This is a genomic window from uncultured Parabacteroides sp. (assembly GCF_947855115.1).
Taxonomy (GTDB): Bacteria; Bacteroidota; Bacteroidia; order Bacteroidales; family Tannerellaceae; genus Parabacteroides.
The window spans coordinates 1-20,006 of sequence record NZ_CANTZW010000046.1 but is presented as its reverse complement, the minus strand read 5'-3'; the positions used below and the strand labels follow the sequence as shown (position 1 = coordinate 20,006).

Sequence of the window (20,006 nt, the reverse complement as noted above, 5' to 3'; positions counted from 1 at the left end):
ATAGTTCTGTGCAGACTAAACATATTAATAAACACTGAAAGGGAAGATTACCATAGAAGGTCATCTTCCCTTAAAAATGATGTGTGTAGTTAATAAAAATATCTATGAATTAACGCTTATAAACGGAGCGGATTGCCATTATAGAAATCCAAGATCTTCGCACGGAAGATAAAGTCGAATTTAGCTTGCGCCTGTTCCGCTAAGCTTTGCGCATATTTTGTCTTTGCCTCATTAAATTCAAAAACCGTGCTTTTACCTGCGTTATAACGCTCTTGGGCATAATTGAACGCTTCCTCGCTTGCCGTGACGGATTTGCCGGATGCCACGTATTTCTCTTGGGAAGCCGTTGCGTTATAATACGCCTGCTGGATTTCCTTGTATAACGTTTTCTTTGTGTTTTCCATCAGCAATTCCCGGTTGATGATATTGATCCTTGCGGTACGAACACTATTACGTACTTGGAAACGGTTGAAAAGCGGGATACTCAAGGAGAATCCGATGATTTTTTGTCCGTTTTGCTTAAACTGCTCACTGAAAGAGCGGGTATCGGCAAATTCTCCTCCGGAAGTAGAATGGTAATAACCATTACTATAACTAGCTCCGAGATTTAACTTGGGGTAATAGCCCGCTTGTGCGACACGTAGCATTTTCTTCTGGCTCTCCAACAAATACTGCTGTTCCTTGATCTGTGGCTTGAACGTAACCGCATGATCGTAGATGTTTTCCGGAGGTAGGATACTGCTCATATTATCAGCTACCGCATCGTCTATTACGGGAGTCTGTATATCGAAATCCCGGTCGCTTCGCTCTAGTTCCAAGCTTTGCGCCAGATCCAGTAGCGCAAGGCTCACGTTGTTCTGCGACTCGGTCAGCGTGACCTCGTCTTTCGCTAGCTGGGCCTTGATATCGTATAACTGAGATAGGGGAACTTTCCCGGCGTTCACGAGGGCCTCCGTTTTGTTCACTTGCTCCTTATCCAGTTCCACTTGCAGTTTCGCTATTTTCAGTAACTCTTTATTGTAAAGCACTTGCAGATAATAGGAAGCGATATTGATAGATAAATCTTCTTTCGCTTTATTCAGGTTCTCGACAGACGCTTTAAGATCAAGCTTACGAGCGGCGATATCATTCGGTATTTTTAACCCGTCGAATAAAGGCATGTCCAAGTTGATCCCCAGCGTAGAGTTGGCGGCATTCTGGTCTACGATCACTCCGGATTTAGACGTGGAGCGTCCGAACTGGAAACTCTGCCCCATGCTACCATTCAATGCGGGTAGCCAGCTATATTTGCTGGTATGTAAGTCTACCTTCCGGCTTTCTTGTTCCTGCTCCTTCTGTTTCAAGTCTATATTATGCTCGATGGCATATTGGATACACTCCTCCAGGCTCCAGCGTTTCGCTGCGTCTTGGGCGAAGACATAGTTGCCGGACAAGAGAAAGGCGATAGCCATTATATATAAGTTTCTTCTCATCATACGATCTTTCTTTTATTTCTTATTCGGTTCGATGGCAGCGCCCCGGACTTTATCGGTAGCGGCTAGGCCTTCCTGGATCTCGATCTTGATACCATCGGACAAGCCTACTTTCACGGGATGTTTCTCGAAGACTTGTTCCGGTTGCTCTTGTTTAACCAATTGTACGAATGCGGAATCCCCTTGGAACTCAACCGTACTTTCCGGAATCGTAAGTACGTTCTCCGCACGTTTTAGTACGATCTCGGCGTTGGCACTATACCCCGCACGGATGAAAGCGTCTTCGGGGATCGTAACAGCCGCCTTGATCTCGAATTGAATGGCCCCGTTCTTGTCTACCCCTTTGGGCGATACGTATTCCAGCAAAGCATCGAAAGAGCGGCTCTCCATGGCTCCGACGGTCAATTTGATCGGCATTCCCTCATGGATACGCCCGATCTCGGTCTCGTCTACATTGCCTTTGAAGATCATGTCGTTCATGTTGGCTACGGTAGCGATCGTCGTGCCATCATTGAAATTATTCGCCTGGATGACCGAGTTACCCACTTTGACCGGGATATCTAGGATCATACCAGTGATGGTACTACGGATTTGGGTCGTACTGGCTACACTGGAGTTCTTGGCTATACCATCCCGGATAATCTCCAAGGCACTTTGTGCGTTATCTTTTTCCTCCACAGCTTTCAGGTAATTCGCCTTGGAAAGGTCGAAGTCTTCCCGGGCGATAACCCCCTGCTTGAATAGCTGCGTATCCCGTTTATAAGTCTCCTCCACCTGCTCTAGGGAGATATTGGCGAGGTTCACACGCGACTCGGCGCTATTAAGCTGTACCATCTCGGGGATAACCTTGATCGTAGCGATGATCTCACCCGCTTGTACCATCTGCCCCGCGTCTTTCTTCAATTCGGAGATAATACCGGATATCTGCGGCTTGATCTCCACTTCGAAACGAGGCTCTACGTTTCCGGTAGCCACCGTCTTGGTTTCCACATCTCCTATTTCAGGGGTTACGATCTCGTAGACGGTGATCACCGGTTGCGCTTTTTTCCATAAGAAATAGAACGTACCGATTACCGCCGCTCCCACCAGTACCAATAAGATGATACGCAGGATCTTTTTCACAATGCGATTCTTCATGATTATATAGTTTTATTAATCTACAAATGTTATTATTCTTCTCGTATGGCATCTATCGCCTTGATCTGCATGGCTCGCCATGCGGGGATCAGCCCGGCCAGCAGACCGCTGAACAGCAAGATTACCGTAGCCGCTACCGCAATCTGGATACTCACCTCCGGATGCTCCATCATGGTTCCGTTACTAGTTGGCTGAGCGCTCAATATCCTGTCGACCAAATCGAGCAGGAACACTCCGGCGCTTAATCCCATCAGGCCCGCCAGTGCGGTTAGCAGCAGGCTTTCGCTCATGATCTGCGAGATAATATTCCAGGGTTTCGCTCCGATAGCCCTTCGTACACCAATCTCCCGGGTACGTTCTTTGACCGTGACCATCATGATATTGCTCACGCCGATGATACCTGCCAGCAACGTACCTATACCCACGAGCCAGATCAAAATATCGATACCGATGAATAACATATTGAATGTCTCGAACTGGGCCGCCAGGTTAATCACCGTCACGGCTTGCGGATCAGTGGGGGAGATTTGATTCTGGCTCTTTACGATATCCTTGATCTGTTCGATCACCGGGTCTATCTTGTATCCGGGCTTGGCGCTCACGCATAGGAAGTGAATGATATCCCCTTGGTTCAGCGTCTGTTGCATGGTGCTGAAAGGGAGGAATACACTTTCCTCGGCCCGTCCACCGATATTAACGCTGGAGGCCCGTTGCTTCGTGACTCCTACCACTTGATAGTAAATCCCGTTTACCCGTATATATTTCCCGCAAGGATCGCTGCCTTTGAACAATACCTCGTTCACCTTGGCTCCGATCAAGCAGACCTTGCGTTTCCCGATCTCATCGATATCATTCAGCAGCCGGCCATAATAAAGTTGCTGGGTCTCGATCTTGAAGTAATCGGGCTGTACGCCCTTTACATTATAAGTACCGCTTAACTGGCCATACACGATATTCTTGTCTGAGCTACTACCCCAGATGATAGGAGAGACGGCCTCGATATCTTTCACTTGTTTCCGGATACTCTCTACGTCACGATTTCGCATATTCCATTGTCGCCCCTTGTTGAAGCCTTTGTACGACTCGCTAGTACGGTCGGAGAAAAAGAAGGCGGAGTTCGTGGCGAACCCGTTGATGCTGGAGAACATGGCGTTCTTCATCCCGTTTCCGGCTCCCAAAAGGATCACCAGCATCAGGATTCCCCAGAATACACCGAAGCAGGTCAACAAGCTGCGTGTCTTGTTCCGGGTGATTGTCACCCATATCTCTACCCATCTGTCTATGTCAAACATGATTATTCCCTTTTTGTTATTATTCCGTTCTCATGGCTTCGATAGCCGTGACTTTTACCGCCTTGCGTGCCGGGAAATATCCTGCCAATACGCCGGCCACGATGATCAATACCGTGGCAGAGCTGGCTATCGCCAGATTGACGGTCGGGTTGCGGAAGACCGTCGTATCCTCACCGATATTGCCCCCGGACTGGGCTTCGGCTTGCGCCATTTCCATCCCGTGGTTGATTAGTTCCGTAAGCCCGATTCCCATGATCATCCCGATATAGCCGAATACGGCGGTCACAAGGATGGATTCGGCGATTACCAACGTCAAGATCGAACCGGGTTTAGCTCCCAGCGCTTTGCGTATGCCGAACTCCTTGGTCCGTTCCCGCACGGTGATCAGCATGATGTTGCTTACTCCCACGATTCCCGCCATTAGGGTCCCGATACCGATAATCCAGATAAACAGGGTGATACCCCCCATGATGTTGTTCCACATCAGAAACTCGTTCGCCATGTTCCACATACCGATCGCATTCTTGTCTTCCGGATCAAATTGGTGGCGGCGTGCCATCCATTCCCGGAAACTCTGCTCGAAGGCCTCATTCTCTTGCTCGGTAGTGACCCCTTTCAGGGTGAATGTTAGCGACCCGAAGCCATATCCATTATTGTATAATAATTGAGCTACGGAGAATGGAATGTAGGCGGGGGCGTTGTTGCTTTTGTCGTCGTCGTTGTACACGCCTACCACTTGATACATCATGTTCCCGCATTTCACGTATTTACCCAGCGGCTTGTCATCCCTGAACAATACCTCGGCCATGCGGGGGCTGATCACGATCACTTTCCTCCGGTCTCTCATGTCTTGCTCGTTGATGAATCGACCGTTACTCGTCTCCACGTTTACGTAATTGATCGGGGCGTGATCCGGGTATACGCCATGAGTCTGCCCCGTTACGTACTCCTTGTTGTAAGTGATCGTGTCGTTGTGGGAGATGGTGGCCGAGCAAAGGTCTACCTCCTTGAAATCCCTCTTCAGGGCGCTCAAGTCTTCTTCTTTGAAGCTGATGCTCCGGTTAGACTGCATCCCTTTCCAAGGTTTGGTGGTATAGCGTGTCCATACCTCGACCCGGTTGGTAGACATGTTCTTGAAGTTGTGCATGATGCCGTTGCGTAACCCGTTGCCGGCCCCCAGCAACACGATCAGCATGAAAATACCCCATGATACCGAGAAACCGGTCAAGAAGGTACGGAGCTTGTTTTTCCGGATAGTGCTCCATATTTCCCTGAAATTATCGAAATCAAACATGGTTCTCTCCTTTTTCGATGTGTTCGATCAACCCGTCTTTCACCCGGATAATCCGGTCTGTAGCCTCGGCCACGGATGGCTCGTGAGTGACGATCACCATAGTCATACCTTCCAGATTCACCTTGCGCAGCAGTTCCATCACCTCTACGGTCGTCTTGCTGTCTAACGCCCCGGTAGGCTCGTCGGCCAGTATGACTTGTGGTTTTGCTATCAAGGCCCGGGCGATCGCCACGCGTTGTTTCTGTCCACCAGACATCTCGTTCGGCATATGTTCTGCCCAATCCTTCAGCCCGACCATGTCTAGGTATTCCAGTGCCATGGCATTCCTCTTTTTCCGGCTTACCCCTTGGTAATAGAGCGGGAGGGCGACGTTCTCCATGGCGTTCTTGAATGATATCAGGTTGAACGATTGGAAGATGAAGCCGATCATCCGGTTCCTTAGCTCGGCGGCGCGGCTCTCGCTTAGGTTCTGAATCAACTGTCCGTTCAATAAATAAGTGCCCGTGTCGTACGTATCCAATATCCCTAGGATATTCAATAAGGTAGACTTCCCGGAACCGGACGCTCCCATGATCGATACCATCTCTCCTTTCTCAATATCTAGGTCGATACCTTTCAAAACGTGCAGTGGGGCTCCGTTAAAGTACGTTTTGTTTATTCCTCTCAGTTGAATCATCATATTTTGTAATATCATTATATATTTAGGTATACACTTTGCTAAATAAGTTACACTGTTGATGAACATTTTTATCATCTGCTCGCAAATATATGATTTACCAAGATACCTTGTAACGCAAGGTACTTATAATTATGTAATATTAACAAAAGGATTCTGTTCGATTTCTTTTATCTATTAGATGATCGTCCACCAGCCGTTGTACAATCTCTACCAATCGCCGCATGATCCTCCGACAGATAGCAGATACCGTATGCCTCGGCTTCTTCACCCTGCCAGATAAAGAAAAAAGCTTTAGGCTATCTTTATATAAACTTTTACCTTTGCGGTGAAATTCAAATAGCAGAAAGATTTATGGTAACAATTGGTACGCCCAAATCGGCTACTGCGACTAAAGTCGTGCTTTGTGGCTCGGGCGAGTTGGGGAAAGAGTTTGTGATAGAATTGCAGCGTTACGGTGTAGAGGTGATTGCGTTGGATAAGTATCCGGATGCTCCGGCCATGCAAGTGGCACATCGTTCTTATGTGGTCTCTATGCTGGACGGCGACGCTCTACGTGAGATCATAGAGAAAGAGAAACCGGATTATATCGTGCCGGAGGTGGAGGCGATCGCTACCCGCACCTTGATGGAGCTGGAAGAGGAGGGATACCATGTGATCCCTACCGCCTGTGCTACTTGGCTGACGATGAACCGTGAGGGGATTCGCCGCTTGGCGGCCGAGGAGTTAGGGTTGCCCACTTCCCCGTATCGGTTCGCCGAGACCGAGGAGGAATTCAAGGAGGCGGTGAAGGAGATAGGCATGCCTTGCGTGGTGAAGCCGATCATGAGCTCGAGCGGACATGGGCAGAGCGTCGTTCGAGAGGAAAAGGATATAGATCCCGCTTGGCATTACGCTCAAGAAGGTGGACGTGCGGGTGCGGGTAAGGTCATTGTAGAGGGATTCGTGGATTTCGACTATGAGATTACTCAGTTAACGGTTCGCCATATCGGGGGAACCTCTTTCTTGGAACCCGTGGGGCACGTCCAGGTAGATGGTGATTACCGGGAGTCGTGGCAACCGCAGGCCATGAGCCTTGCCGCTAAGGCGAAAGCCCGTGAGATAGCTGGTAAGATCACCGAGGCCTTGGGAGGTCGCGGGATCTTCGGCGTGGAATTATTTGTTAAGGGAGACGACGTGATCTTTAGCGAGGTTTCTCCTCGTCCGCACGATACCGGGATGGTGACGATGATCACGCAGGATTTATCCCAGTTTGCGTTGCATGCCCGTGCGGTGCTCGGCTTGCCGATCCCTAATATTGCGTTCCACGGGGCCGGCGCTTCCCGTGCGGTCGTGGTGGAAGGTGATAGCGACCGGCTCTCTTTGGGCAATCTGGATAAGGTCTTGGAACAACCTGATACGCAGATGCGTTTCTTCGGGAAACCGGAGGTTCACGGGCATCGCCGTATGGCCGTCTTGCTGGCCCGCGGTTTGGATGTGACGGAGGCAAGGGAGAAGACCGGGGTGATGATGGGGCGTTTAAGTGTTAAATTGTGACGTATCCTAGGAGAAATAAGCGTTAGAGAAGGTTTTGTGAACAAAATGTGAATATTCACAGGCCTGTATTTTGGTCGGAATGGCTTATTTTTGTCTCAGTTTCTTAATAGATATTTGAGAGTCTATAAACGCAGATTACAATATGTTTGTCTCACTTGAGAGTGAAATCAGATTGCCGATAGTTTGTAGTTATTTTATGAATACAACAAATGGGAATATGGGCGTTGGCTTGAAACGCTCTGTTTTCATAATCGGTGACGATAGAGTGGGCAAACAGATCAATAGCTAAGGGTGGGGTTGATTTAGCCAAAACAGACATCCTTATCTCCTTTCACCCACCCTGGCTATTGTTCTTATTTCACGTTTACCCCTTTTGTGTTTCTCATTGTTTCCATCACGGCATGGGTATCTATTTGAGCTTTTTCCTGTATAAACTCCGGTAGGTTATAAGTCCATAGTAAATTTTTGTAATATTTCACGGGATCTTTTTGCGGCAGGAGGAAAGGCTTGTGGGCCGTGCCATGCTCGTCGATATAGGTAAAGAACGGGCGTGTGTATAATCCGTCCAACCTGCGGCTGCTAAATACCATCCAGCGATTGTTGCTGCTCCACGAATGATAACTTTCACCTTCGGCGCTGTTTGCCTCGGTCAGCGGGTAAGGTTTTCCGTCGGGTAACTTTATCATGTATAGCTCGGCATCTTTATGCCAAACCCCGAAGCCGCCATATTCCTGCAAGGTGAAGGCCAGGAATTTGCCGTCTGGTGAGATTCTGGGGAAAGAGACACTTTTATGGTGGGCCCGGCCATTGTATAAGGTATCTACTTGCTGTCCGAAGGTACGGGTTTCCGGGTCGAAGCTGATACGGCATAGGCTGTATGTCATTTGTCTGAAATTCTGGGAAACGGAGTCTACCGCCGCTGTAGAGCTGAAATAGAGGCTCTTCCCATCGGGAGAGAACGTAGGGAATATTTGCCATGCGTCTTTGGAGTTTAACGCCTCGCAAGAGAATATCTCGTTCTTCTTTACGTCGTAAATCACGATGTCGGAGTTGTGATCCAGTACTTCCAGCGTGTTGGGGTTATTGATGAAGAAGTTCTGATAGGTATCGCATACGGTGGCAGCCAGATAGTTACCGTCCGGATGCCAATACATGTAGACGAAGTTCGAGACGGTATTGGGTGTCTTAGTATTTAGCTTGGTTATTTTCTTTCCATCGATCAGTACGGAACCGGCATGTTTGCCGCGCATATGGAAAATCATTTTATGCGGGTTTCCGGAGGCAAACGTGTGGCAATTTACGCAATTATAGTCGGTCAGGCTATTCTCGTAGATCACGCTTTGGTCGTAACTCTCCAAATCCCGTTGGTAAATCCCCATCCGGTTCCACATATCATTGCTCAAGGCTAATAATCTATAGGCTATATATTTGTCTATGGAGTCATTGGCAATTTCCATATGGAAAGGCGTATAAGCGTTCCATTCACCGTTTATGTGTTTAGCTACGGTCAGCTCTATTTGGCTCCCGGCGTTTTCTTTTAGTAAGGCTTTCCATTTCTTCTGGGGTATCTTAAAGAGTCCCTCATCGCTGTAGACCTGAAATCGGCTCTCTTTCCCTTTTACGATCAGGCAATGCTCACCACTGTCGGCGATGGAGAAATTGAGAGGGGCGATGTTCACTGGAATGGTCACATCCTTGTAATCCGGACAGATGGTTATTTCCTCGTCCAGACTCTTGACAATCCGTATGTCGCCTTTGGAGCATGAGACCATGAAGGCGATGAGAAAAAGGAAAATATATCGGCTTGTATCCGTATGAGTTTGTCTTTTCATAAATGTTTTTATTTAGAGAGCATCAAATAATACCAAAAAGTATTCCGATAGTCGGCTATTCCAGCCGCTACGTTTTGCCGGGCATGTCTTAACCCCAGTACGCGTTGCTTGAATATCGAGAACTCAGACAAGGTTTTATCGCTCACCCCGTACCTGCGGCAATAATCCGGGTCGTGCTCCGCGTAAGAGATCACGGCTTGCTGCAAAGGCTCCGGCAATGCGGGGAGTGTTTCCGTACCACTGAATCTCTCGACAAACGTTTTTATGGCAGGCAGGTCTTTCGATAATAATAGCGCGCCGATCAGGTAATCTAGGGCGGCTTTGTTTTGGGGATTCTCTTCCAATATGATCGTCAGGTTATCGAACAATCCTATTATATTGGCGAAAAGGTCTTTGTCGCTAGACAGGCTTTTTCTTTTCGTCCCTAATTCAGGATCGTTCTCCACCGCTTGGTCGTTGTATAAGAATTTTCGTCGGGAGGAGGCCCACTCGCGATACGCCCATGTCTTTTCCAGTAATGATATGAACTTTTCTGCCGCAGGATAATATCCGTATATCAGATGGGAGTTTATTAGCAACTTAGTCATTACGGGGCTGCCGTGCGTGATCCCGACCGAGGTGCCGAAAGCAAAATTGTATGCCAAGGATGTGACTCCAATGTGGTAGTATATCTGGCTGAATAGGAAGCTTTCCTCTATATGTGCCTGATATGTTGATATCAAAGATAATATTCCGCTTTGCGGATATTCGAATAGGTCGGCCTGCATGATTCCCTTTTGGGATAAAGCGAGGTTCAGGCAATTCAGGTGTAAATAATTGTTGTAGTTTAGATCGTCGGACGAGATGATAGCATCCCATTGTCCGGTATCTATATAATGAAACATTTGCATCAACGTATAGAAGTCTTTATCCCTGTGATGGAGGGCTGTTTGCGTATAATAGATACCGGATAAGGCCAGTAACGCTACGGTAGTCAAGGCTTTTAAATAAGTTTTGGCGTTATCTGAATAATGCGATAAATAGAATAGGAGCATGACGAGTAGCGCGACTTGCCAGGAGAATCCGTGGAATGGTTCCAGCTTGATGAAATACTCTACGTAGTCTTTCATCCAGAACACATAGTCGTAATCGGGTTTGCAGCCTCCTAATACACATAAAGAACCTACCGCGAGCAACAAGAGCAACGGGATGAAGCTTGCGTACCAGCGTTCGTTCTTTTGCAACACGTCGAAAATTAGGCCGCTAAGAACAAATAACATAGCTATGGAACCCATCGTGTAAAACAAGCCGATTGCCAACAAGCAACCGATTGAGGTACGGTATGCCCAATTTAGCCTCCGTGCGGCATGGCTGTAGATGTAGAGAGCCAAAGACCAAAATAACAAGGCTATCAGCCCTTCATAATGGTAACTATATTTGATCAGGTAAAGATACTGAAATAGAATGGGGAGGAATGCCAGGGGCAGTAGGTACGATGCCGGATGTATTTTTCGCAAAGTCAGCCAAAATAACCAACTGGAGACTCCTCCGATCAATGCTGTCGTAAGCGATCCGATAAACGGAACCCTGAAAAACTGTATCAAGAATTGGGAGATAAGGGTAGCGACCCCACCTATCGGACTGATTATTCCGGATATGTAGGCAGAATCGAATAGGAAGACCTGCTGTTGCTCCCGATAAAAAAAGATAGGTTCTTGAATGGCTTGCAAATGTAGCCATAAGACACCAGTGAATATAATGAATAGAAAGGGTAGTAAGATATTCTTTCGTAAAGTATTCATGTGATTTATTCTATTTACGATAAGTTACGTCAATTCCTTTATCTTCTTTGGCCAGCGTGCTGAGCGCTCGAATCTTAGAGGATACTTTTCCGGTGATAAACTCGGGTATATTATAAGATTTCATGAAACGGTGGTAGTAATCCGTGTCTTTCTGGGGTAAAAGGAAGGGCTTAGATGCATTTCCTTCCTCATCTATATAAGCAAAGTAAGGGCGTGTGTACAACCCGTCGATCCTTCGGCTGCTGAAAACGATCCAACGGCTGTTGCTACTCCATGAGTGATAACTTTCCGTATCCGTACTATTGGCATTTTGCAAGGAATGCGAGGTTCCACTCGCTAGATCCAGCAGGTGCAGGTCAGCGTCTTTATGCCAGATCGAGAAATTGCCGTAGCCGGATAGTGTATATAATAGGAATCTCCCGTCCGGGGAGACACGAGGGAAAGAGGCGCTCTTCCCTTCCTCGCGAGCGTTATATAAGGTGTCTACGCTAGAACCGAAACTTCGGGTTGCGGGATCGAACGCTATGGAGCAGAGGCTGTATTTTACTTTTGAATATTCTTGGGGCATTGTGCGTGCCTCTGCCGAGCAGAAGTAAAGAGTCCGTCCGTCGGGGGAGAATGTGGGGAAGGTCTCGAATGCTTTTTCTGTCCGGATGAGGGGCGTAGTGATAATCTCGTGCTTTTCCGTGTCGTATACAACTACATCGGATCGGCTATCGAATACCTCTACCCGGTTTTTGTCGTTGGCATGGAAACCTTGGTTTGTCTGGTTGACAGAGAACGCTACATATCTCCCAGACGGATGCCAAGAGGGATAGACGAGGGGCGAGAGTGTCTGGTCTGTCTTCGTGTTTAATTTCTCGATCTTATCCCCGTCGATTAGATAAGTCCCCGAGTACTTGTCTCTCATGTGAAACAGCATTTTATCCGGGTTTTGCATACAAAAAGAATGGCAATTCATACAGTTCTGGCCGCTGTATTTGTTCTCCATGATAGGGCTTTGCTCATAATCTTCCAAGTTACGCTGGTAAATACCCATTTGATTCCAAAGCTCATATCCAGGCTCGATCAATCGGTAAGCCAGATATGGGTCTATGGGTTCCGGGGCGATGAATAGCGGGAATTCCGGATAGGCGAGCCATTCTTTATCTTTTGCGTAAAGTTTTACGAGAATCGTTTCTCCTGCCGCATTTTTCAGTAACTGCTTCCAGTCGGATGTGGGGAGGTAGAATTGTCCATCCTTTTCCTTGACCTGCATCTTTTCTTCTCCGAACCTAAATACGGCGTAAGCCTCCGTATGTGGATTTTGTATCTTGAAGTTTAAGGGAGCGATATTATAAGGGATCGTTACATCTGCGTAGTCCGGAAATAATACGGGTTTCTCCGTGGTTTCTTTACTTGCGGGAATCGTGTCTGAGCAGGATACCCCCAGTAAGATAAGGCATAAACCGATGATATATGAGGTGTTTCTATTCATGGCTGTTGATCATTTTAGAATATAATAAGACCAGTAAGTATCTCCGAAAGAGTTCTTTATCAGTTGTGGTAGCTGTGGGTTGTTTCGGTTTTGCACGACTAAGTTCCGGTAGCCGGCGAATTTGCGGATCACATTTTTTGATATGTTGAAACGTTTCCAGTAATCTACGTCTTTCTCGGCCAATAGAATAACTGCCTCTTGGAAACTGATAGGGAGAGACGGGAGTATCGGTGTTCCATAGTACTTCTCTATCAGTGCTTGGAAAGATTTCATGTCTTTAGACAATAGATAGATTGCCCCGGTAAATTGGATTGGGAGTTGATTGTCAGGATCTTGTTCCGCACGGATCAACAAATCATATTCCAGTCCGTTGATACCGGATAAGTTGCTATCTTTAGGAAGGCCTTTTCGTTTAGGCCCTAATACCGGGTCTGCCTCGATTGCCTTGTCATTATATAAGAAGTCTCTATGTTGTTTGGCCCAATCTCGGTAAGCGTATGTCTTTTCCAGGATACTGATATATTTCTCGGCGATGGGATAAGTACCGTAAATCAAGTTTGTCTGGATAAGCCGTTGCAGGTTCCGGGGATTGCCGGCACCAATCACGGTAACATATCCTTCGAAAGCCATCTCTTGTGATAATGCGATTTCCCCTAAGGTGAAATAGGCATCGCTTAATAAGTTGGAGACCGTGAACGTCTTGTTCCAGGAGGCGAGTAACCCTTGGGGGCCGTGTTGGTCGAACGCGAACATCCGGTCCGCTAGTTCCCCTTTCTCTGCGAGTGCCCTGTTTAGGTAGGTCAAATATAAGTAGTTTTTGATCGGCCCTTGGCAATATTGGATGATCTCATCCCATTGTCCGGTACGGGCGTAATAATCCAAGACCTTTAGAGGATAGGATTTCTGGTCATTATATCGCGGTATCCCCATCCAGCAGAGAGATAGGATTATGATCGCCTGAGCGGTCAATTCTATCCCTGTTTTTTTCTTTGATATGTTTTTGTTTTTAGGGTATAAGAAGGCTGCGATCAGGCAAAACGGTAAACTGATCCATGCGAAATAGATAACATTGGGGGCCGCTAGGATAGGATGATAAAAAACGTCGGGCAAGAATGCGAAACGGTAACTGGTAATGGTGGTTGTCCAGACGCTCCCGATCCCGATGAGTATATATTCGATCAATACCGTTAAGGAATAGATTCCATGCTTGGAACGGCTCGACAATTCCCAGATAACCACGCTTAATGAGAATAACCCGGCGACCGGCCCTCCTATCCAAAAGAGCGATGGGGTGATTACCAATGCGGCGGGTAGCCGGTAGCGGAAATCCTTTATTCGTATCCATATGTTCAGGCTGAGCAGGCAAAACAAGAAAGCGATGGTGCCTTGCAGTAAATAATTGAAGTCGTATTGAATCAGCAATAAAGATAAAACCGGGAGTAAGTAAAGCAGGAAGAGCTCTTTATCCGGAATGATTTGACGGATGATCGCTCTTGTTGTTAAGCCGATACAGGTAAGTACGGCTCCTACGATAAAAGGTCCTGCATAAGGCGTGATAAAAAATTGTGTCAAGAATTCTCCGACGATCAAAGATAAACCTCCCGGATCGCATATCTTATCCGCTAGATAATCTCCGGAAAACTGGAATAGCTGAAGCTGCTCGATATAGAAGAAATGAAACTTGCTGGTTATTTGCAAGAAAACCCCTAATAAGGCAAACAGAATCAAACCGGGGAGTATTTGTTTATATCTCATGGCTAGAGTGCTCGTTTCATTATGATTTAAAGTCTAACAAAGATACGATTTTTATCGGAATAACCAACCCGTAAGAACGAAGTAGGCTTGATTTATGCATGAAGTAGACTTTGTGGGGGCTGTTGGGTGCTCTTGTGAGGCTTTGCGGTCAACTCGCTTGGCCGGTTACAAAAACATGCCGGACATATCACATGCCCGGCTGCCCTTTTAAATTGTTAACCTACTTATTTATTTCCAGTTTTCATTTTGGACCAAAAGACCGTCCATCTTCTGGATTTCATTGTGGGGTATAGGTAATGTAACCCATTTTGCGCTGTAGACGCTACTTGAATATTTGCCCAAATACTTAGACTCATATTTTACGTAGCCATTTAATACGTCTGTCGCTGCGCCCCAACGAACAAGGTCGTACCAACGGTGGCCCTCCATGGCCAACTCGATTCTACGCTCCCAGCGTAGTGCTTCGGTCGCCTTTTCTTTTGTAGAGAATTGAGAATCTGGATATAATCCAATACGGTAATTAGCGGCTGCGTTTGCCTCTTTCCTGTTGTTGATCTTGTCATCCAATACATAAGACGAGGAGGATTCAATCATCGTCTCCGGGTCAACTGCTTTTACATAGCTATTAGCGGCGCGGGCACGTACTTGATTGATGTATTTACCGGCCTCTTGAGGTTGTTCCAGTTCGATTAATGTCTCTGCATACCATAGTAATACGTCTGCGTAACGGACTAAGTGGAAATTCTTGGCTGTAGAATTGGTCTGTGTGGTGATGGACAAGCTACCTTTGTCTGCTTTCTTCGGGATATTTTTCTTGTTCAAGTACAAACCTCCATTGGTGACATCGCGTACCCAACCATCCAATACAGCCGGGACTGTCCAATCCAAGAACGGGGTCTGGAAGCGTCCGGTAGAAACATCCAGTCGGGGGTCGGTATAAACCGTCAGGTCGGTATGAGGTATGTTGTTTTCGTCCAAGGTAGATAATACAGGATCGTTTCGATAAGAATTATCCATCTTTGGCAAACCGTTCTCATTCACGATATGAGCGTTTACGATGTCATAAGAAGGTTGGTAGAATCCCCAACCGCCGGTACCTAGGGCACCGGACATGCCAATGTGCCATGCGCCGTTAATGTTGGAGGTCTCTTCTACGGTTCCGGTAATAGCCATCTGGATGTCGAATACGGATTCTCCGGTCCAATCGCTTTCGCCGGCGGTGTAAAGTTCCTCGTATGTATCTGCCAAGCGGAATTTTGTACCATTGTTGTCTTTACCGTTTGCCATGATTTCTTCCAGTAGCGACTTCACTTCGGTCCAATGGTTCTGCGAGCCATTTTTACCGTTATACGGGGAAGACTGAAACATCTTTACTTTGGCTAAGAAAGCGGCTGCCGCCCATTTGTTAACACGACCTTTCTCCGCTTCCCATTTATCGGGCAAATTGTCGTATGCGTATTGGAAGTCCTCGATGATGTTATCCCATATGTAGATGTAGTTTCCACTTTCGTCTACGTTGGATATCTGGGGATTTACGTTCTCTTTCATCGCTGCGTCATCTACAAAAGGTACGGCGGCTCCAAATAATTTAACAACCTCGAAATGCCAGAATGCACGCATAAAACGGGCTTGGGCGATCGCTTCCGTGTAGAAGTCTTTACTTTGTCCGGCAGTGGCAGAAAGTTCGTCCTTGCATTGATCTGCTACTTTGATCACGTTGTTGGCAAAGAATACTCCATTGTAACATCCTTTCCACTTGGTATTCAAGTAGCCGTTGTCGGTCGTAAATGTATAGGTTTCCAAGCTAGTGAAGTCCGGCTGGTCTTGGTACGTAGATCCTTTGTTGGCATCACCTCCCATAACATCACCATATACATAATTAGATAAAGTACCTTCGAAATAACTGGTATTATGTAATTTGGCATACATACCCGTCAACAATTGGGTCACGCCCTCTTGGGAGACAAAGTCTTTTTCGCTCTTGTTCCCGACTGGGTCTACCTGAAGGAAGTCGGAGCAAGATCCCATCGCGAATAGTGCGGTTATCGCAGAATATATAAATAGCTTTTTCATCTGTCTTATGTGTTAAAATATTAATAACTTGTTCATTATAGATTAGAAGGTTACGTTTACACCTAGAATAAACTGGCGAGGCATTCCGTAAGATCCGTAGTCGGTACCCATGTTACGGTCTTTAGAGGCTCCTGCTCCATTACCATCGTCTGTGCGAACCTGTGGATCCAGCCCCGAATAACCGGTGAGTGTAAATACATTAGATATTTGACCATATACACGTATCTTCTCAAATTTGATCTTTTCTAAGATTTTTTTCGGAAGTGTATAACCTAATGTTAAAGTCTGCATACGCAAGAAGGAACCGTCTTCTATGTAACCGGAGTTAGACTCGTTGGCCGCGATCGTGCTCTCGCCCGTGCTGGTTGCCCACATCGGATAGATACCGTCTGGGTTGGTCACAGGATTCCAGGAATTATCTCTACGATCTTTTGAATAAGCGGATTGCAGAGATCCGTAATGTGTGTAATATTTATACAGAGCGAAAATATCGTTGCCAATCGTGAAATATAAATAAGTGCTCAAGTCGAAGCCTCTCCAACCTAGGCTTAGATTCAAACCTCCTGTCAGGTCCGGATGCGGATTACCGATGAACGTACGGTCGTCAGCGTCGATCTTACCATCGTTGTTTACGTCTTTCACCTTGAATTGACCTACGAATTCAGAGGCGTTCAATGAGGATGCGTCCGAAGCGCCATAAGGCAATACCGTACCGCCTGCGTCGTTCTTATAATTCCTTACCTCATCTTCGCTCTTGTAGATACCGTATAGTTGATAGCCGTGGAACATACCTACTGCATAACCTTTCATCAAGACATTCATGTTTGAGATACGGGTTCCTTCAAAGATACCGGCTTCGGTACCGATCTCGGTCAGCTTATTCTTGTAATGTGATAGATTCAATCCGACGGAATAGTCAAATTCGCCTACCTTATCTCTCCAAGATAAATTTACATCGACACCTCTGTTTTCCATGTCACCGATGTTTACTTTCGGTTTCGTCATGTTTCCGGCCAATGCGGACCAGTTTGCGTCGATCAACATATCGGAGGTCTTCTTTATATAATAATCAAAGTTTATATTTAAACGTTGGTCAAAAACTGTAGCGTCGAAACCTATGTTAAACATTTTCGAAGTCTCCCATTTCGCTTCCACGTCACCTAGGTTGGTTACTCCAAAACCGGTGTATACATCTGTATCAGATCCGGTAATACTGTATAGGTAAGTGTTGCCTGTACCGTATTGGAACGCATAGTTATATGCGTCGATATTGGAGTTTCCTGTTGTTCCATAGCCTACACGAAGCTTGAAGTCGTCTAACCAAGTACGAGTCTTTTCCATGAATTTCTCATCAGACATACGCCATCCTAAAGAGATGGAAGGGAAAGTACCCCAACGATTCTTTTCGGAGAACTTGGAAGATGCGTCTCGGCGTACTGTTATCGTTGCCAGATATTTACCTTGATAAGAGTAATCTATACGTCCGAACATACCAAACATGGTGTTTGTATCGTACATTTTTCCGCTGTTTCTTAAATTGGCGCTAGAACCGTTATTTATAATCCAGGTGTTGGGATCATCCTCGAATGGATAGTCGATACGGCCTGCTTGGATCCAACGGCCTAGTCCGTCGCGTATGGCTTCTGTTCCTAATACGACACCGACTGTATGGTCATCGTTGATAGTTTTATTATAAGTAGCGGTGTTTGTCCATTGATAACCTAACCAATAACCGGCTTGTTCATAGAATTCGTTATTGTTACGGCCTTCTTTGTTGGTCATGATGGTACGTTTATTCATCCAGTAATCCCAAGAACCGTTCAAACGAGTGGCGAACTGAGTCTTGATTCTCAATCCCTCTATGGGTATCACTTCGGCATAGATTGCGGATTGTGCCCTTAAAAAACGGCGGCGGTTGTCCTTGCCTTGCTCTACGGATGATACGGCTGTTTCGGCACGTCCTCCTTCTGGTGCGGTCGAACCGGCGAAATCTCCTCCGATATTATAGATGGGTACCCATGGTTGGATGGAGAATGTCTTGCCAAACGTATTGTCATCCCCTTGACGACCACGTTCACCGGAATTCTCGATCACGGCGATATTCGTGTTTTGACCGATGTTGAACCATTTGTTTACAAAGAAGTTCGTGTTGGCACGCAATGAATAACGACGGAACCAAGACTCTTTAATGGTACCTTCACGGTTCATGTATCCGAGGCCTACGGAATAGGTGGCCTTTTGGCCTCCACCGCTGATAGAAATTTGATGATCTTGTACCTTTCCTGTCTGTACAACCTCGTCATACCAATTCGTTCCGGCGCGGGCTTCTTCCTCCGAATACCCGTCTAGTAACATTTGGTGGTATGCGGAACGCGACCAAGAGTTGGTTCCATCATCCTTATAAGATTTTTCCCAAGCTTCGATACTGCCGAATTGAGAGATTACTTGATCTTTTGATAAGCCCGAGGGTTTGATAGCATATGGCATAGTCAGATGACCGGTCCCATCTGCCCCGATAGAGCCGAATTGTGCGTGGTTGGCTAACTTCCCGCGGTAAGTTAATAGATTGCGCTGGCCTTCCTCCTGAAATTCCATCGCTTCCCATGCGTTCAGTAAATTGTATCCGTCATTGGCCATTTTAGCTACACCAAAATATCCATTGTAAGATACTTTCACCCGGTCGTCCCTTTTTCCTTGTTTAGTCGTGATGATGATAACACCGTTTGCGCCTTTTGCCCCGTAGATAGCGGATGCGGCGGCATCTTTCAAGATCTGCATGGTCTCGATATCGTTCGGGTTGACCGCATCGATATCTACACCGGATATACCGTCAACGATAATCAGAGGGTCAGAACCGTTTACCGAGCCTACGCCGCGGATACGGATCGTGGTTTCGCCTAGTGGACCACCGCCGGCCTGTACGAATACACCTGCCGCTTTACCTTGCAAGGCTTCTGAGAAGTTAGAGACCGGAGTCTCTTTCAAGGCATCGGTAGCTACGACAGCCACGGAACCTGTGATGTCTTTTTTCGCCTGCGTGCTGTAACCGGTGACAACGATTTCATCCAGAGCCTGTGAATCCTCGGCCAACGTGATCTTGATGTTTGTTTGGTTCCCTTTTAAGATAACCTCTTGGCTGATGTATCCGATATAGGATACGACTAGGATTGCGTTTGCGGGCACATTCTCAATGATAGCACGTCCGTCCATATCGGATATGTTACCGATGGTAGTTCCTTTTACCACGACATTCGCTCCAACGATAGGACCGGATTTGTCTACGATAAGGCAAGAAACCTGCCGTCCGTCTTGTTGCGCACTCGTGAATCCCGTACTAGGTGTAGGGTACAAATGATCCGTTTCTGTCGCGAAGGCCGTATCGGTTCCGTACAGAAGAATAGAAGCACCTAAGATTAATGGCTTCCATGATACAACATTTTTCATACAAAATTAGAATTTAAGGTATAATAAACTAAAAAACACAAACTGATAACAAAAAGAATTTTCTATTCAATCATACTGCTAGGGTATGTTACATCTGTTTACATTTCAAAATAGGCAAACTCCACTTTTTCTCTTTCAAGTTTATTAGTGTAGTTTCTTCATTATCATGAATTTAAATATAGAAGCTATTCCTTTCTCTCTTTCTTAAATATGGAAAAACGACTAGTGAAAACGATC

The 20,006-nt window shown here is 46.5% G+C and carries 12 protein-coding genes; 1 reads left to right on the top strand and 11 read right to left on the bottom strand.

The annotated features are described in order from the left end of the window. Nucleotides 1-116: 116 nt before the first annotated feature. From Q0110_RS17590 to Q0110_RS17570, 5 genes are read right to left on the bottom strand one after another with little or no spacing between them, the layout of a single operon-like run. Nucleotides 117-1,475 carry a TolC family protein gene (locus tag Q0110_RS17590; protein WP_297909579.1) on the bottom strand — a complete coding sequence of 453 codons (1,359 nt, stop codon included), beginning with the start codon at nt 1,473-1,475 and terminating at the stop codon, nt 117-119. A gap of 12 nt (nt 1,476-1,487) precedes the next feature. Continuing rightward, on the bottom strand, nt 1,488-2,609 hold the full coding sequence (locus Q0110_RS17585; protein ID WP_297909576.1) for an efflux RND transporter periplasmic adaptor subunit: 1,122 nt from the start codon (nt 2,607-2,609) through the stop codon (nt 1,488-1,490). A gap of 32 nt (nt 2,610-2,641) precedes the next feature. Continuing rightward, the gene (locus Q0110_RS17580; protein WP_297909573.1) at nt 2,642-3,901 is read right to left on the bottom strand and encodes an ABC transporter permease; all 1,260 of its coding nucleotides are present in this window, start codon (nt 3,899-3,901) and stop codon (nt 2,642-2,644) included. Nucleotides 3,902-3,920: 19 nt separating this feature from the next. After that, nucleotides 3,921-5,195: an ABC transporter permease gene (locus Q0110_RS17575; RefSeq protein ID WP_297909570.1), complete on the bottom strand. Its 1,275-nt coding sequence runs from the start codon at nt 5,193-5,195 to the stop codon at nt 3,921-3,923. After that, complete coding sequence (locus Q0110_RS17570) at nt 5,188-5,871, bottom strand: ABC transporter ATP-binding protein (protein WP_297909582.1); 684 nt, start codon at nt 5,869-5,871, stop codon at nt 5,188-5,190. The genes Q0110_RS17575 and Q0110_RS17570 overlap by 8 nt, the downstream gene beginning before the upstream one ends. Nucleotides 5,872-6,225: 354 nt before the next feature. On the opposite strand from Q0110_RS17570, the gene purT reads away from it, so the two are divergent. Next, a complete protein-coding gene (gene purT / locus Q0110_RS17565; RefSeq protein ID WP_297909567.1) occupies nt 6,226-7,407 on the top strand; it encodes a formate-dependent phosphoribosylglycinamide formyltransferase in 1,182 nt (393 codons plus the stop codon). A 353-nt stretch (nt 7,408-7,760) separates the two neighbouring features. On the opposite strand, the gene Q0110_RS17560 is transcribed toward purT, so the two are convergent. From Q0110_RS17560 to Q0110_RS17535, 6 genes are all read right to left on the bottom strand, one after another. Then, nucleotides 7,761-9,239 carry a hypothetical protein gene (locus tag Q0110_RS17560; protein WP_297909565.1) on the bottom strand — a complete coding sequence of 493 codons (1,479 nt, stop codon included), beginning with the start codon at nt 9,237-9,239 and terminating at the stop codon, nt 7,761-7,763. Nucleotides 9,240-9,247: 8 nt separating this feature from the next. Then, entirely contained in the window at nt 9,248-11,020 is a 1,773-nt protein-coding gene (locus Q0110_RS17555) for a DUF6057 family protein (RefSeq protein ID WP_297909562.1), read from the bottom strand. Nucleotides 11,021-11,030: 10 nt separating this feature from the next. Then, nucleotides 11,031-12,497: a hypothetical protein gene (locus Q0110_RS17550; RefSeq protein ID WP_297909559.1), complete on the bottom strand. Its 1,467-nt coding sequence runs from the start codon at nt 12,495-12,497 to the stop codon at nt 11,031-11,033. Nucleotides 12,498-12,506: 9 nt separating this feature from the next. Continuing rightward, a complete protein-coding gene (locus Q0110_RS17545; RefSeq protein WP_297909556.1) occupies nt 12,507-14,252 on the bottom strand; it encodes a DUF6057 family protein in 1,746 nt (581 codons plus the stop codon). Nucleotides 14,253-14,480: 228 nt separating this feature from the next. After that, nucleotides 14,481-16,325 carry a RagB/SusD family nutrient uptake outer membrane protein gene (locus Q0110_RS17540; RefSeq protein ID WP_297909553.1) on the bottom strand — a complete coding sequence of 615 codons (1,845 nt, stop codon included), beginning with the start codon at nt 16,323-16,325 and terminating at the stop codon, nt 14,481-14,483. Between the two features lie 42 nt (nt 16,326-16,367). Then, nucleotides 16,368-19,769: a TonB-dependent receptor gene (locus tag Q0110_RS17535; protein ID WP_297909550.1), complete on the bottom strand. Its 3,402-nt coding sequence runs from the start codon at nt 19,767-19,769 to the stop codon at nt 16,368-16,370. Nucleotides 19,770-20,006: the final 237 nt, after the last annotated feature.